We start from the raw sequence: 15,201 nt of genomic DNA on the forward strand, positions 1-15,201 counted from the left end.
TTACAACCCTGAGAGGGATTGACGCATAGTGCTCGACGTCAACTTCTTCGACGAGCTCCGGATCGGTCTGGCAACCGCTGACGACATCCGTCAGTGGAGCCACGGCGAGGTCAAGAAGCCCGAGACGATCAACTACCGCACGCTCAAGCCCGAGAAGGACGGACTCTTCTGCGAGAAGATCTTCGGTCCGACCCGGGACTGGGAGTGCTACTGCGGAAAGTACAAGCGCGTCCGCTTCAAGGGCATCATCTGCGAGCGCTGCGGCGTCGAGGTCACCCGCGCCAAGGTGCGTCGTGAGCGGATGGGCCACATCGAGCTGGCCGCTCCCGTCACCCACATCTGGTACTTCAAGGGTGTCCCCAGCCGGCTGGGCTACCTGCTCGACCTGGCGCCCAAGGACCTCGAGAAGGTCATCTACTTCGCCGCGTACATGATCACGTACGTCGACGAGGAGCGCCGCACGCGTGACCTGCCCTCCCTGGAGGCGCACGTCTCCGTCGAGCGGCAGCAGATCGAGAACCGCCGGGACGCCGACCTGGAGGCCCGCGCCAAGAAGCTCGAGACCGACCTGGCCGAGCTGGAGGCCGAGGGCGCCAAGGCCGACGTGCGCCGCAAGGTGCGCGAGGGCGCCGAGCGCGAGATGAAGCAGCTGCGCGACCGTGCGCAGCGCGAGATCGACCGGCTCGACGAGGTGTGGACGCGGTTCAAGAACCTCAAGGTCCAGGACCTCGAGGGCGACGAGCTGCTCTACCGCGAGCTGCGCGACCGCTTCGGCACGTACTTCGACGGCTCGATGGGTGCCGCGGCGCTGCAGAAGCGCCTGGAGTCCTTCGACCTCGACGAGGAGGCCGAGCGCCTCCGCGAGATCATCCGCACCGGCAAGGGCCAGAAGAAGACCCGTGCGCTCAAGCGCCTCAAGGTCGTCTCCGCGTTCCTGCAGACCAGCAACAGCCCCAAGGGCATGGTGCTGGACTGCGTGCCGGTCATCCCGCCGGACCTGCGTCCGATGGTGCAGCTGGACGGTGGCCGCTTCGCGACCTCCGACCTGAACGACCTGTACCGCCGTGTGATCAACCGCAACAACCGCCTGAAGCGCCTTCTCGACCTCGGTGCGCCCGAGATCATCGTGAACAACGAGAAGCGCATGCTCCAGGAGGCCGTCGACGCGCTCTTCGACAACGGTCGCCGCGGCCGCCCGGTCACGGGCCCCGGCAACCGTCCGCTGAAGTCGCTGTCCGACATGCTCAAGGGCAAGCAGGGCCGCTTCCGCCAGAACCTGCTCGGCAAGCGGGTCGACTACTCGGCGCGTTCCGTGATCGTCGTCGGTCCGCAGCTGAAGCTGCACCAGTGCGGTCTGCCGAAGGCGATGGCGCTGGAGCTGTTCAAGCCGTTCGTGATGAAGCGCCTGGTCGACCTGAACCACGCGCAGAACATCAAGAGCGCCAAGCGGATGGTCGAGCGCGGCCGCACCGTGGTGTACGACGTCCTCGAAGAGGTCATCGCCGAGCACCCGGTGCTGCTGAACCGTGCGCCCACCCTGCACCGCCTCGGCATCCAGGCCTTCGAGCCGCAGCTGGTCGAGGGCAAGGCCATCCAGATCCACCCGCTCGTGTGCACCGCGTTCAACGCGGACTTCGACGGTGACCAGATGGCCGTGCACCTGCCGCTGTCCGCGGAGGCGCAGGCCGAGGCCCGCATCCTGATGCTGTCCTCGAACAACATCCTCAAGCCCGCCGACGGCCGTCCGGTGACGATGCCGACCCAGGACATGGTCCTCGGTCTGTTCTTCCTCACCACCGACGGCGAGCTGCGTGACACCAAGGGCGAGGGCCGCGCGTTCGGCTCCACGGCCGAGGCGATCATGGCGTTCGACGCCGGCGAGCTGGCGCTGCAGTCGCCGATCGACATCCGCTTCCCGGTGGGCACCATCCCGCCGCGCGGCTGGACCCCGCCGGCCCGCGAGGAGGGCGAGCCCGAGTGGCAGCAGGGGGACTCGTTCCGTCTGCGCACCACCCTGGGCCGCGCGCTCTTCAACGAGCTGCTGCCCGAGGACTACCCGTTCGTCGACTACTCGGTGGGCAAGAAGCAGCTCTCCGAGATCGTCAACGACCTGGCCGAGCGCTACCCCAAGGTCATCGTGGCGGCGACGCTCGACAACCTGAAGGCGGCCGGCTTCTTCTGGGCGACCCGTTCCGGTGTCACCGTGGCCATCTCCGACGTTGTCGTTCCCGAGGCGAAGAAGGAGATCGTCAAGGGCTACGAGGCGCAGGACGAGAAGGTCCAGAAGCAGTACGAGCGCGGTCTGATCACCAAGGAAGAGCGCACGCAGGAGCTCATCGCGATCTGGACCAAGGCGACCAACGAGGTCGCCGAGGCGATGAACGAGAACTTCCCCAAGACCAACCCCATCTTCATGATGGTCGACTCGGGTGCCCGAGGAAACATGATGCAGATGCGGCAGATCGCGGGTATGCGCGGTCTGGTGTCGAACGCGAAGAACGAGACCATCCCGCGTCCGATCAAGGCGTCCTTCCGTGAGGGCCTGTCCGTGCTGGAGTACTTCATCTCCACGCACGGTGCCCGTAAGGGTCTGGCGGACACCGCCCTGCGGACCGCCGACTCGGGTTACCTCACCCGTCGTCTGGTGGACGTCTCCCAGGACGTCATCATCCGCGAGGAGGACTGCGGCACCGAGCGCGGCCTCAAGCTGCAGATCGCGGAGCGCGGTGCGGACGGCGTCCTGCGCAAGGCGGAGAACGTCGAGACGTCCGTGTACGCGCGCTGCCTCGCCGAGGACATCGTGGTCGAGGGACAGGTGCTGGCCCCGGCCGGCACCGACCTGGGCGACGTCCTCATCGAGGAACTGGTCGGCCGCGGCGTCGAGGAGGTCAAGACCCGCTCGGTCCTGACCTGCGAGTCCGCTGTCGGTACCTGCGCGATGTGCTACGGCCGTTCGCTCGCCACCGGCAAGCTGGTCGACATCGGTGAGGCGGTCGGCATCATCGCCGCCCAGTCCATCGGTGAGCCCGGCACCCAGCTGACGATGCGTACCTTCCACACCGGTGGTGTGGCCGGTGACGACATCACCCAGGGTCTGCCGCGTGTCGTCGAGCTGTTCGAGGCGCGTACCCCGAAGGGTGTCGCCCCGATCTCCGAGGCCTCCGGCCGCGTGCGGATCGAGGAGACCGAGAAGACCAAGAAGATCGTCATCACGCCGGACGACGGCAGCGACGAGACGGCTTACCCGATCTCGAAGCGTGCCCGGCTCCTGGTCAGCGAGGGCGAGCACGTCGAGGTGGGCCAGAAGCTCACCGTGGGTGCCACCAACCCGCACGACGTGCTGCGCATCCTGGGCCAGCGTGCCGTCCAGGTCCACCTGGTCGGCGAGGTCCAGAAGGTCTACAACTCGCAGGGTGTGTCGATCCACGACAAGCACATCGAGATCATCATCCGGCAGATGCTGCGCCGTGTGACGATCATCGAGTCCGGCGACGCCGAGCTGCTGCCCGGCGAGCTGGTCGAGCGCTCCAAGTTCGAGCAGGAGAACAGGCGCGTCGTCCAGGAGAGCGGTCACCCCGCCTCCGGTCGTCCGCAGCTCATGGGCATCACCAAGGCCTCGCTGGCCACGGAGTCCTGGCTGTCGGCGGCGTCCTTCCAGGAGACGACCAGGGTCCTGACGGACGCGGCGATCAACGCCAAGTCCGACTCCCTGATCGGCCTCAAGGAGAACGTCATCATCGGTAAGCTCATCCCGGCCGGTACGGGTCTGTCCCGCTACCGCAACATCCGGGTCGAGCCGACCGAGGAGGCCAAGGCCGCGATGTACTCGGCCGTCGGCTACGACGACATCGACTACTCGCCGTTCGGCACCGGCTCCGGCCAGGCCGTTCCGCTGGAGGACTACGACTACGGTCCGTACAACCAGTAAGCGGTGGTGAACCGAAGGGCGGTCATCCTCAGGGGTGGCCGCCCTTCGGCGTACCCGCGGGCGCCCGCGAGCCCCGGATGCCCCGTGCGCGCGCTCAGCGGCCCTTCCTGGGCTCGTGGGCGCCCACCGGCCGGGGGAGTGCGGTGGCGCCGGTTCCGGGTCGCAGGGCGCCGCTGCGGGGTTTCGGGAGCCGCCGCGCGGCCGCCGGCCGTGACGTGCCACGGACGGGCGTACGGGGCCGGGCGGGTCCACAATGGCAAGCGTGATAAATCCGGCGTGTCGGAGCGCACTCCATTTGTTTTGACCGAAGTCCGTGCGGTAGGTACGCTCAGACCTTGTGCCTGGGGTGTGCCCTGGCTCTCGTGCGTGCCTTCGAACCGCATGGCGAGCTGTAAGCGGCCACCGTGATCCGTGCCCTTTCGCCCTCCGGCGGGAATCTGCGGGATACGACACACCCGACCGCGTGGGTCGGTGAATGTTCCAGGTTAGCTACACCTATCGGCACACAGAAACCGGAGAAGTAGTGCCTACGATCCAGCAGCTGGTCCGTAAGGGCCGGCAGGACAAGGTCGAGAAGAACAAGACGCCCGCACTCGAGGGTTCCCCTCAGCGTCGTGGCGTCTGCACGCGTGTGTTCACGACCACCCCGAAGAAGCCGAACTCGGCCCTGCGTAAGGTCGCGCGTGTGCGTCTGACCAGCGGGATCGAGGTCACCGCTTACATTCCGGGTGAGGGACACAACCTGCAGGAGCACTCCATCGTGCTCGTGCGCGGCGGCCGTGTGAAGGACCTGCCGGGTGTTCGCTACAAGATCATCCGCGGTTCGCTGGACACCCAGGGTGTCAAGAACCGCAAGCAGGCCCGCAGCCGCTACGGCGCCAAGAAGGAGAAGTAAGAATGCCTCGTAAGGGCCCCGCCCCGAAGCGCCCGGTCATCATCGACCCGGTCTACGGTTCTCCTCTTGTCACGTCGCTGATCAACAAGGTGCTGCTCAACGGCAAGCGCTCCACCGCCGAGCGCATCGTCTACGGCGCCATGGAGGGTCTGCGTGAGAAGACGGGCAACGACCCGGTCATCACGCTGAAGCGCGCGCTGGAGAACATCAAGCCGACCCTCGAGGTCAAGTCCCGCCGTGTCGGTGGCGCCACCTACCAGGTGCCGATCGAGGTCAAGCCCGGTCGCGCCAACACCCTCGCGCTGCGCTGGCTCGTCGGCTACTCCCGCGCCCGTCGCGAGAAGACCATGACCGAGCGCCTCCTCAACGAGCTCCTCGACGCCTCGAACGGCCTCGGTGCGGCCGTGAAGAAGCGCGAGGACACCCACAAGATGGCCGAGTCCAACAAGGCCTTCGCGCACTACCGCTGGTAGTCGCTACCCACATCGAGACCGAGAGAAGACTGAAGCCTTATGGCTACCACTTCACTTGACCTGGCCAGGGTCCGCAACATCGGGATCATGGCCCACATCGACGCGGGCAAGACGACCACCACCGAGCGGATCCTGTTCTACACCGGTGTGTCGTACAAGATCGGTGAGGTCCACGACGGCGCCGCCACCATGGACTGGATGGAGCAGGAGCAGGAGCGTGGCATCACGATCACCTCTGCTGCCACCACCTGTCACTGGTCGCTGGAAGACGTCGACCACACCATCAACATCATCGACACCCCGGGCCACGTCGACTTCACCGTCGAGGTGGAGCGTTCGCTGCGCGTGCTCGACGGTGCCGTGACGGTGTTCGACGGTGTCGCCGGCGTCGAGCCGCAGTCCGAGACCGTGTGGCGTCAGGCGGACCGCTACGGCGTGCCGCGCATCTGCTTCGTCAACAAGCTCGACCGGACCGGTGCCGAGTTCCACCGCTGCGTCGACATGATCAGCGACCGCCTGGGCGCGCAGCCGATCGTCATGCAGCTCCCGATCGGTGCCGAGGCCGACTTCAAGGGCGTCGTGGACCTGGTCCGCATGAAGGCGCTCGTGTGGTCCGCCGAGGCGACCAAGGGCGAGATGTACGACGTCGTCGACATCCCGGACACGCACACCGAGGCTGCCGAGGAGTACCGCGGCAAGCTGCTCGAGGCCGTGGCCGAGAACGACGAAGAGATCATGGAGCTGTACCTGGAGGGCGAGGAGCCGTCCGAGGAGCAGCTGTACGCCGCGATCCGTCGTATCACCATCGCCTCCGGCAAGAGCGACGGCACCACGGTGACGCCGGTCTTCTGCGGCACCGCGTTCAAGAACAAGGGCGTGCAGCCCCTGCTCGACGCCGTCGTGCGCTACCTGCCGTCGCCGGTCGACATCGAGGCCATCGAGGGCCACGACGTCAAGGACCCGGAGACGGTCGTCAAGCGCAGGCCGTCCGAGGACGAGCCGCTGTCCGCGCTGGCGTTCAAGATCATGAGCGACCCGCACCTCGGCAAGCTCACCTTCGTCCGGGTCTACTCGGGCCGCCTGGAGTCCGGCACCTCGGTGCTGAACTCCGTCAAGGGCAAGAAGGAGCGCATCGGCAAGATCTACCGCATGCACGCGAACAAGCGTGAGGAGATCGACGCGGTGGGCGCCGGCGACATCATCGCCGTCATGGGTCTGAAGCAGACCACGACCGGTGAGACGCTGTGCGACGACAAGCAGCCGGTGATCCTGGAGTCCATGGACTTCCCGGCGCCGGTCATCCAGGTCGCCATCGAGCCCAAGTCGAAGGGCGACCAGGAGAAGCTGGGCGTCGCGATCCAGCGCCTGGCCGAGGAGGACCCGTCCTTCCAGGTCCACTCGGACGAGGAGACCGGCCAGACCATCATCGGCGGCATGGGCGAGCTGCACCTCGAGGTGCTGGTCGACCGTATGCGCCGTGAGTTCAAGGTCGAGGCCAACGTCGGCAAGCCGCAGGTGGCCTACCGTGAGACGATCCGCAAGGCCGTCGAGCGCGTCGACTACACCCACAAGAAGCAGACCGGTGGTACCGGTCAGTTCGCGAAGGTGCAGATCGGCATCGAGCCGCTCGAGGGTGGCGACACCTCGTACGAGTTCGTGAACAAGGTGACCGGTGGCCGTATCCCGAAGGAGTACATCCCTTCGGTGGACGCCGGTGCGCAGGAGGCCATGCAGTTCGGCATCCTCGCCGGTTACGAGATGACCGGCGTGCGCGTCATCCTCCACGACGGTGGCTACCACGAGGTCGACTCCTCCGAGCTGGCCTTCAAGATCGCCGGTTCGCAGGCCTTCAAGGAGGCCGCGCGCAAGGCTTCGCCCGTGCTCCTGGAGCCGATGATGGCCGTCGAGGTCACCACGCCCGAGGACTACATGGGTGAGGTCATCGGCGACATCAACTCCCGCCGTGGCCAGATCCAGGCCATGGAGGAGCGGGCTGGTGCCCGCGTCGTGAAGGGCCTCGTGCCCCTGTCGGAGATGTTCGGCTACGTCGGCGACCTCCGCAGCAAGACGTCGGGTCGCGCAAGCTACTCGATGCAGTTCGACTCCTACGCCGAGGTTCCGCGGAACGTCGCCGAGGAGATCATCGCGAAGGCCAAGGGCGAGTAACGCACCGCGTTCACACGCCTTAGGCTTGACTCCGGAGCCTCACGGGGCATTCAGCCGCAATCCTGGTTGAATGCCCCCGGTTCCGGGACTTAACAGCAAAGATCACCTGGCGCCGATGAAGTAAGGCGTACAGAACCACTCCACAGGAGGACCCCAGTGGCGAAGGCGAAGTTCGAGCGGACTAAGCCGCACGTCAACATCGGCACCATCGGTCACATCGACCACGGTAAGACGACCCTCACGGCCGCCATTACCAAGGTGCTGCACGACGCGTACCCGGACCTGAACGAGGCCACCCCGTTCGACAACATCGACAAGGCGCCGGAAGAGCGTCAGCGTGGTATCACCATCTCCATCGCGCACGTCGAGTACCAGACCGAGGCGCGTCACTACGCCCACGTCGACTGCCCTGGTCACGCGGACTACATCAAGAACATGATCACCGGTGCCGCGCAGATGGACGGCGCGATCCTGGTGGTCGCCGCCACCGACGGCCCGATGCCGCAGACCAAGGAGCACGTGCTCCTGGCCCGCCAGGTCGGCGTCCCCTACATCGTCGTCGCCCTGAACAAGGCCGACATGGTGGACGACGAGGAGATCATGGAGCTCGTCGAGCTCGAGGTCCGTGAGCTCCTCTCCGAGTATGAGTTCCCGGGCGACGACCTGCCGGTCGTCCGTGTCTCCGCGCTGAAGGCGCTCGAGGGCGACGAGAAGTGGACCCAGTCGGTCCTCGAGCTCATGAACGCCGTCGACACCTCCATCCCGGAGCCCGAGCGTGACGTCGACAAGCCGTTCCTCATGCCCATCGAGGACGTCTTCACGATCACCGGTCGCGGTACGGTCGTCACCGGCCGTATCGAGCGCGGTGTCCTGAAGGTCAACGAGACCGTCGACATCATCGGCATCAAGACCGAGAAGACCACCACCACGGTCACCGGTATCGAGATGTTCCGCAAGCTGCTCGACGAGGGCCAGGCCGGTGAGAACGTCGGTCTGCTCCTCCGTGGCATCAAGCGCGAGGACGTCGAGCGCGGCCAGGTCATCATCAAGCCGGGCTCGGTCACCCCGCACACCGAGTTCGAGGCGCAGGCCTACATCCTGTCCAAGGACGAGGGTGGCCGTCACACGCCGTTCTTCAACAACTACCGTCCCCAGTTCTACTTCCGGACGACGGACGTGACCGGCGTGGTGACCCTCCCCGAGGGCACCGAGATGGTCATGCCGGGTGACAACACCGAGATGAAGGTGGAGCTCATCCAGCCCATCGCCATGGAAGAGGGCCTGAAGTTCGCCATCCGTGAGGGTGGCCGGACCGTGGGCGCCGGCCAGGTCACCAAGATCAACAAGTGATCTTGAACTGACCCGGCAGGTCTCTGCCAGGTAGCTGTGGAGGGGCCCGTACGACTTCGGTCGTACGGGCCCCTTCGCCATGCGCCCTGCGCACGGTCAGCTAGTCGGCCTTCTTCTGGGCCGCGCTGCGGGTGTCCTGGGTCTTCACCGCGTCGTTGACCTTCTTGGCGAGGTCGTCGTCCAGCTTCTTGAACTCGCGCACGACCGTGTCCGCCATGTCGGCGAGCGCGTCGAGCTGCTGCGTGATGTCCTCGCGGCCGTCGTCCCAGTTCGACTCGAAGTCGCCCAGGGCGTCGTTGACGTTGCCGGCGCCGATGTCGTCCCGGTAGCTCTCGAACAGCTTCTTGGTGTGGTTGAGGCGCGTCTTGATCGAGCGGAGCCGGCGGCCGTAGCCCTCCAGCTCGGTCAGCGGCAGTGAGAGGTCACTCTGGCCCGTGCCCACGCGTCGGTCCCCCTGTCTCGTAGTCTGGCGGCACCGTACAGCAGTACGGCGCGCAAGCGACCGACCGAACGAACGGAGCCCGGCGACCCATGGCCCGCTACATGGAGGCACTCACCGTCCGGCGCGGCGGATTCCTGATCAAGGTGCCGGAGTCGTGGTGGGAGTTCGACGTGCGCCCGGAGTCGCGGGACGACTCGATCCGGCGGATGGTCGGCGAGCGCGTCCGGCAGCATCCGCAGCTGGCCGAGCACCGGGACACCTACGTCGCGTTCCTGCGGAAGGCGGCGGCCGACGCCTGGAAGTCCGGCGCCCTGTACTGCGGCTGCATGGCGGAGACCTTCGGCGGCGACACCCCGGTCACCGCCTCGGTCACCGTCTCCCTGGTCGGCGGCCGCACCCGCGACGGCGCGCCGCTGCCCAACGACCCGGCCTCCGTCGCCGCCCAGCTCGCCGTCAAGGAGGCGGTGAAGGAGGGTGACTCCTGGCGGAAGGTGACCACGGTCGACATCCCCGGCGCCGGCCCTGCCGCCCGCACCCACGGCATCGAGGACATCGCCGTCCCCGGGGACAGCCTGGGCCGCACCGTGCGGGCCGTGCTGATGCAGACGTACATCCCGGTGCCGGGCCAGGAGGGCAAGGTGGCCCTGGTCGCCGGCAGCAGCCAGGTGCTGGACCTCGCCGACTCCTTCTTCGACATCTTCGACGCGATCACGTCGACGTTCCGCTTCGCGGACTGAGCGGACCGCCCGCGGAACGACCGCGGCCCGCCGGCGGCCCGCCCCCGCGCCCACGCGGTTCCCGGCGAACACACGTACCCGGTAAGTTCACGCGTGCATACGGTTGTTGATGGTGCGGGTGCGACGGGGGTTGCGAGGACATGGCGGGGTATCGGCCGGCGGACTGGCATCCGCTGGACCTGGACAAGGACCCGACTCCGGGGGATCCGCAGCGGGTGCGGTCGCTCGCGAAGCAGCTGCACGACTTCGCCGACGACGTCTCCGAGGCGCTCCGGCTGGTCAAGGGGATGGCCGGCGAGGAGACGCTGCTGGAGTGGGCGGGGAAGTCGGCCGAGGTCTTCAAGGACCAGTTCGGCGACGTCCCGAAGAACCTGAAGAAGCTGAAGAAGTCGTACGAGATGTGCGGCGACGCGCTGGCCGGGTTCTGGCCCGAGCTGGAGCGCGCCCAGGCGCTGGCCGACCGGGCGCTGGTGAAGGCCAGGGCGGCGCAGGACGACCTGTCGTCGGCCAAGTCCCGGCTGGCGTCGGCGGATTCCTGGATGACGCGGGCCGGCAAGGAGGCCGACAAGTACAAGGACGACCCCTCGGGCCGCGGCACGGACGCCGACAAGCCGGACGAGGCGAAGGTCCGCGCGGCCACCCGGGACGTGCAGAACGCCAAGTCGGCGCACTCCAAGGCCCAGTCGGACGTCACCTCGGCGCAGAGCGCGCTGGACGCGGCGAAGAAGATGGCCGAGGACGCGCGCCGGATGCGGGACGACGCGGCCCGCGACGCGAAGACGAAGATCGACGAGGCGTCCGACGCGGGCATCCAGAACCGGTCCTGGTGGGAGGACATCGGGGACTGGTTCGAGGACAACTGGGACACCATCGTCGCCGTCTGCAAGGTCGTCGTGACGGTCGTCGGCATCGTCGCGATGATCATCGGAGGGCCGATCCTGGGCGCCATCGTGCTGGTCGCCGCCCTGGTCGTGCTGGCCGACACCTTGAACAAATACCGAAAAGGCGAGGCGGGCCTGCTCGACGTCGCCTTCGCCGCCATGGACTGCATCCCCGGCGGCAAGGGCCTGACCTCGCTCGGCAAGCTCGCCAAGGGCATGAAGGGCCTCGGCAAGGGCGGCCTCAAGGCCATGGCGAAGGGGCTCGGCAAGGGCCTGCGCCGGGAGGCCGACGACGCCGCCGCCAAGGCCAAGCCCCCCAAGGCGCGCTGCAAGAACGGCGACCCGATCGACATGGTCTCGGGCGAGATGCTCATGGAGACCACCGACGTCGAGCTGCCGGGCCTGCTGCCCCTGGTGCTGCGCCGCACCCATCTGTCCACCTACCAGTGGGGCCGCTGCTTCGGCCCGTCCTGGGCGTCCACGCTCGACGAACGCCTCGAACTCGACGACGAGGGCGCCGTCCTCGCCACCGAGGACGGCATGCTGCTGTTCTACCCGGTGCCCCGGCCCGGCGCCTCGGTGCTGCCCGCCGAGGGCCCGCGCCGGCCGCTGGACTGGGACGGCGCCCCCGGCGCCCCGCTGCGCGTCACCGACCCCGTCACGGGCCTGACCCGGCACTACGCCCCCCGCACCGCCCCGGCCGCCCCCGACGAGGCGTTCACCCTGCCGCTGGCCGCGATCACCGACCGCAACGGCTGCCGCGTCGACATCGACCGCGACCCCCACGGCGTCCCGGTCGCCGTACGGGACTCCGCCGGCCGGTACCTGCACGTCGACACCGACGGCGGGCGCGTCACCGCGCTGCGCCTGCGCAACCCCGAGGACGGCCCCGACGGCACGGTCCTGCGCCGCTTCGGCTACAGCGCCGCGGGCGACCTCACCGAGGTCCACGACAGCACCGGACTGCCGCAGCGGCTCACCTACGACGAGCGTGCCCGCATCACCTCGTGGACCGACCGCAACGGCTACCGCTACGGCTTCACCTACGACGCCCTGGACCGCTGCACCGGCGGCGCGGGTGCCGACGGCAGCCTCGCCTGCACCGTCGCGTACGACAGCGAGGACCGCGAGACCCGCTACACGGACGCCCTCGGCAACACGACGACGTACCGCTACAACGACCTGTTCCAGCTCGTCTCCGTCACCGACCCGCTGGGGCACACCGAGTACTCGGAGTGGGACCGGTACGGGCATCTGCTGGCCCGGACCGACGCGCTCGGCAACACCACCCGGTTCACCCTCGACGAGCGCGGCGAGCCGCTGCGCATGGAGCGGCCCGACGGGACCGTCATCGAGGTGGAGTACAGCGCCGACGGCCTGCCCACCGCCATCACGGACGCCGACGGCGCGCGCTGGGAGTGCGCCTACGACGACCGGGGCAACCTGCTCACCAGCACCGATCCGCTGGGCGCCGTCAGCGCCTTCGCCTACGACGGCCGCGGGCACCGGATCGCCCGGACCGACGCGCTCGGCCACACCTTCCGCTTCGACACCGACCCGGCCGGGCTGCCCGTACGGGTGGTGGACCCGCGGGGCAGCGTCGTCACCGTGCGGCGGGACGCGTTCGGCCGCGCCGTACGGATCGACGACGCCGTCGGCGGGACCCTCCGCCAGGGCTGGAGCCCCGAGGGACGGCTGCTGTGGCGGGAGCACGCCGACGGCCGTCGCGAGACCTGGTCCTACGACCTCCAGGGAAACCTCACCGAGCACCTCGACCCGGCCGGCCTCAGCACGCGCTTCGAGTACGGCGCGTTCGACCTGCCCAGCGCCCGCACCGACCCCGACGGCACCCGCTACCGCTTCACGCACGACGCCGAGCTGCGGCTGACCGCGGTGACGAACCCGCTCGGCGCCGAGTGGAGCTACCGCCACGACGCGGCCGGGCGCGTGATCGCCGAGACCGACTTCGACGGCCGCACGCTCACCTACCGCCACGACCCGGCCGGCCGCCGGACCGAGCGGACCAACGGCGCCGGGCAGAGCGTACGGTTCGGCCACGACGCCGCCGGCCGCGTGGTGAGCGCGCGGACGAGCGACGGCGCCGTCACCACCCTGCGTTACGACGCCGCGGGCCGGCTGCTGGAGGCCGCGGGCCCGGGCGGCACGGTCGCCTACCGCTATGACGCGGTGGGCCGGATAGTCGCCGAGACCACCGACGGCCGCACCGTCACCAGCGCCTACGACCCACTCGGCCGCCGCGTCCGGCGCACCACGCCCTCCGGCGCCACCTCCCACTGGTCCTACGACGCCGCGGGCCTGCCCGCCTCGCTCGCCACCGCGGGCGGCGAACTGACCTTCACGCACGACGCGGCCGGCCGGGAGACCGCCCGCGGCCTGGCCGGCGCCGCCACGCTGACCCAGAGCTGGGACGCCGGTCACCGCCTCGTCGAGCAGGTCGTGCGGGCCGGGTCCGGCAGCGGGCACGGGGACACCGCCCCGATCCAGGCCCGCTCCTACGCCTACCGCGGCGACGGCAACCTCACCTCGGTCACCGACCGGCTGAGCGGCACCCGCCGCTTCCAACTCGACGGCGCGGGCCGCGTCACCCGGGTGACGGCCGAGACCTGGACCGAGACCTACGCCTACGACGAGCTGGGCAACCTCACCGCCGCCGCCCACCCCGCCCCCGGCGGCCAGGACGCGCAGGGACCGCTGCGGCACTCGGGGACGAGGGTCACGTCGGCGGGCCGCACCACCTACGAGCACGACGACCAGGGCCGCGTGGTCCGCATGATCCGGCGCACGCTGTCCGGCCTGCGCCGGATCTGGTCGTACGCCTGGGACGCCGACGACCGGCTCACCGAGGCCGTGACGCCCGACCGCGGAACCTGGCGCTACCGCTACGACGTGCTTGGCCGGCGCACCGCCAAGTGGCGTGTGGCCGAAGACGGTTCGGCAACCGACGAAACCCTCTTCAGCTGGGACGGCACCCAGCTCGCCGAGCACCGGACGCTGCGCGCGGGCCTGCTGGAGACCGACACCTGGGACTGGGAGCCGGGTACCCACCGGGCCGCGGCCCAGCTGCGCAGACGGTGGCACCCGGACGCGTCCGACGAGGTCACCAGCCGGTTCTACGCCATCGTCACCGACCTCGTGGGCACGCCCACCGAGCTGGTCGACGAGGACGGCACGATCGCCTGGCGGGCCCCGGCCAGCCTGTGGGGCAGGCCGCTGACCGACCCCGGCGACGCCCTGTGCCCGCTGGCCTTCCCGGGCCAGTACCGCGACACCGAGACGGGCCTGCACTACAACCTGGCCCGCTACTACGACCCGGACACCGCGAGCTACCTCAGCCCCGACCCGCTCGGCCTGGTCCCCGCCCCCAACCCCCACGGGTACGTCGACAACCCGCTGCGCCGCAGCGACCCGCTCGGTCTGGAGGGGGACGGCGGCGAACCGGTCCGGGTCTACGACGACTCCACCTACAACAAGCACGGCTCGGGCAGCGGTTCCTCGGCCAAGGGCGAGATCAGCCGCGCGCCCAGCAACGGCCAGGCCGCGCTGGACCGTTCCCTCCCGCTGGGCGACCCCAACAACCCGGACAACTTCCGGCGGGTCGGCGTGGACCACGCCAACAACGAGATCGTCGTCCTGGACCGGCACGACTACACCATGGACAAGGACGGCAATATCATCAAGGAGATCTACCACGGCCATGTGCAGGGCTCGTACCCGTCCAAGAGCGTCACGCAGGGCGACCTGACCAAGCTGAAGAAGGCGGGAATGATCGACAACGTCAAGAAGCAGCGGGTGCTTCCGCCGCCGTGCGCGGACTGACGGACCCGAGGAGAGACCGGCTGTGGCTGCGCGATGGAACTGGGCGACCGGCGAGGGCCTGCTGGGCCTGGACGCCCCCGGCGAATGGGACGCCGCGTTCGCCCGCGGTGAGCGGCACCTCGGCACCGCGGTGATCGGACTGGCCCTCAACTGCCCGCTGGACGAGGCGTCCCCGCGGATCGCCCGGGCCATGCTGCTGCCCGACCGGCACCAGCGGGGATTCGCCTTCACGGCGGCGGGCCACGCCGCCCGCCTGCACGGGAGGCTGACCCCGCAGCTGTACGCCGCGCTGCGCGCCGAGGGCCCCGGGGGAGCCGCCGAGCACCCCATCAAGGACACGCTGACGTACGTGCCGTACCGGGACCTGCCGCCGTGGTTCAAGTGGCGGTGGCTGCGGTCGGCCGTGCGCGACACGCTGGAGGGCTGGTGGCTGAGGTCCGCGGACGCCGTCGAGGAGGGGTGGCGGGCCCTGCGCGGCCGCCGCTCGTGACG

At 69.0% G+C, this 15,201-nt stretch carries 9 protein-coding genes; 8 read left to right on the forward strand and 1 reads right to left on the reverse strand.

From position 1 onward, the window contains the following. Positions 1 to 28: 28 nt before the first annotated feature. From ACZ6CZ_RS11285 to tuf, 5 genes are all read left to right on the forward strand, one after another. A complete protein-coding gene (locus ACZ6CZ_RS11285; RefSeq protein WP_469018041.1) occupies positions 29 to 3,928 on the forward strand; it encodes a DNA-directed RNA polymerase subunit beta' in 3,900 nt (1,299 codons plus the stop codon). A gap of 523 nt (positions 3,929 to 4,451) precedes the next feature. Continuing rightward, entirely contained in the window at positions 4,452 to 4,823 is a 372-nt protein-coding gene (gene rpsL / locus ACZ6CZ_RS11290) for a 30S ribosomal protein S12 (RefSeq protein WP_003948652.1), read from the forward strand. A gap of 2 nt (positions 4,824 to 4,825) precedes the next feature. Continuing rightward, on the forward strand, positions 4,826 to 5,296 hold the full coding sequence (gene rpsG, locus ACZ6CZ_RS11295) for a 30S ribosomal protein S7 (RefSeq protein ID WP_003974303.1): 471 nt from the start codon (positions 4,826 to 4,828) through the stop codon (positions 5,294 to 5,296). Between the two features lie 39 nt (positions 5,297 to 5,335). Beyond that, positions 5,336 to 7,462, forward strand: coding sequence for an elongation factor G (gene fusA / locus ACZ6CZ_RS11300; protein ID WP_469018043.1), 2,127 nt, complete (start codon positions 5,336 to 5,338; stop codon positions 7,460 to 7,462). Between the two features lie 156 nt (positions 7,463 to 7,618). Beyond that, complete coding sequence (gene tuf, locus ACZ6CZ_RS11305; RefSeq protein ID WP_469018046.1) at positions 7,619 to 8,812, forward strand: elongation factor Tu; 1,194 nt, start codon at positions 7,619 to 7,621, stop codon at positions 8,810 to 8,812. 100 nt (positions 8,813 to 8,912) lie between these two features. Here tuf and ACZ6CZ_RS11310 read toward each other — a convergent pair whose 3' ends face one another. After that, positions 8,913 to 9,254 carry a hypothetical protein gene (locus tag ACZ6CZ_RS11310; protein WP_469018049.1) on the reverse strand — a complete coding sequence of 114 codons (342 nt, stop codon included), beginning with the start codon at positions 9,252 to 9,254 and terminating at the stop codon, positions 8,913 to 8,915. A gap of 89 nt (positions 9,255 to 9,343) precedes the next feature. On the opposite strand from ACZ6CZ_RS11310, the gene ACZ6CZ_RS11315 reads away from it, so the two are divergent. The 3 genes from ACZ6CZ_RS11315 to ACZ6CZ_RS11325 all read left to right on the forward strand — a co-directional run bounded on the left by ACZ6CZ_RS11315 (position 9,344) and on the right by ACZ6CZ_RS11325 (position 15,199). Then, positions 9,344 to 9,991: a hypothetical protein gene (locus tag ACZ6CZ_RS11315; protein WP_469018052.1), complete on the forward strand. Its 648-nt coding sequence runs from the start codon at positions 9,344 to 9,346 to the stop codon at positions 9,989 to 9,991. Positions 9,992 to 10,131: 140 nt separating this feature from the next. Beyond that, positions 10,132 to 14,709 (forward strand): DUF6531 domain-containing protein, encoded by a 4,578-nt coding sequence (locus tag ACZ6CZ_RS11320; RefSeq protein ID WP_469018055.1) that lies wholly within the window; start codon positions 10,132 to 10,134, stop codon positions 14,707 to 14,709. Between the two features lie 22 nt (positions 14,710 to 14,731). Further along, positions 14,732 to 15,199: a hypothetical protein gene (locus ACZ6CZ_RS11325; RefSeq protein WP_469018057.1), complete on the forward strand. Its 468-nt coding sequence runs from the start codon at positions 14,732 to 14,734 to the stop codon at positions 15,197 to 15,199. Positions 15,200 to 15,201 lie beyond the last annotated feature (2 nt).

It is taken from the genome of Streptomyces sp. NPDC041135 (genome assembly GCF_055592085.1).

What these genes read in the sequence shown, in the direction of transcription:
- rpsG (WP_003974303.1), top strand. Translation starts at nt 4,826, where the DNA reads ATGCCTCGTAAGGGCCCCGCCCCGAAGCGCCCGGTCATCATCGACCCG.
- fusA (WP_469018043.1), top strand. Translation starts at nt 5,336, where the DNA reads ATGGCTACCACTTCACTTGACCTGGCCAGGGTCCGCAACATCGGGATC.
- ACZ6CZ_RS11315 (WP_469018052.1), top strand. Translation starts at nt 9,344, where the DNA reads ATGGCCCGCTACATGGAGGCACTCACCGTCCGGCGCGGCGGATTCCTG.
- ACZ6CZ_RS11320 (WP_469018055.1), top strand. Translation starts at nt 10,132, where the DNA reads ATGGCGGGGTATCGGCCGGCGGACTGGCATCCGCTGGACCTGGACAAG.